This is a genomic window from Romboutsia sp. 13368, from assembly GCF_018336475.1.
Classification (GTDB): domain Bacteria; phylum Bacillota; class Clostridia; order Peptostreptococcales; family Peptostreptococcaceae; genus Romboutsia.
In genome coordinates this window covers 2,577,962-2,578,441 of record NZ_CP048741.1, presented here as the reverse complement: position 1 = coordinate 2,578,441, position 480 = coordinate 2,577,962, and the positions used below count along the sequence as shown (strand labels likewise).

Annotated in this window: 1 protein-coding gene (running past one end of the window); it reads right to left on the bottom strand. The window is 28.9% G+C overall.

Annotation, left to right across the window (positions count from 1 at the left end; genetic code table 11):
* Positions 1 to 339: the 5' portion of a helix-turn-helix domain-containing protein gene (locus G3997_RS11335; RefSeq protein WP_296646025.1), read on the bottom strand. It extends 15 nt beyond the left edge of the window; the window shows 339 of its 354 coding nt (coding positions 1–339); it begins with the start codon at positions 337 to 339; the stop codon falls past the left edge of the window.
* Positions 340 to 480 lie beyond the last annotated feature (141 nt).

Below are 480 nucleotides of genomic sequence, written 5' to 3'. Positions count from 1 at the left end.
AAGACTTACTYTCATCGATTTATCATCTTGATAATCTAGGCGTAGCCTACCGGCTATTTGTTCAGGTGACCAAGTATCATTTAAACCATTTTCTATATACTCAACTAATCTAGAGTTATTTAATTTGCCTTTTGCTCCGCAATTTATTCTATTGCTGATATAAACTTCATTTGCTATATGTGCTAAGTATTTTCCATTAACAGAATTTCTTTTAATCTCTCTTGAAATTGTAGAAGCATTTCTATTTAAATATTTTGCGATCTTTCTTAAGCTCCATCCTAGATCTAAGAAATTTGCTATACAACATCTCTCGTGTATGGTAATATGTTTATAGTTCATAAATTTATGTCCTTTCATGTATAGTAGTTTTGTGGTTATTATTACTGTAGCATAAACATAAATTTATGGGCTATTTTTTTACTCATTTTTAGGTGTTGCACTTAATATGATAATCTATCATATAAAAAMAGAGAGTGTAAG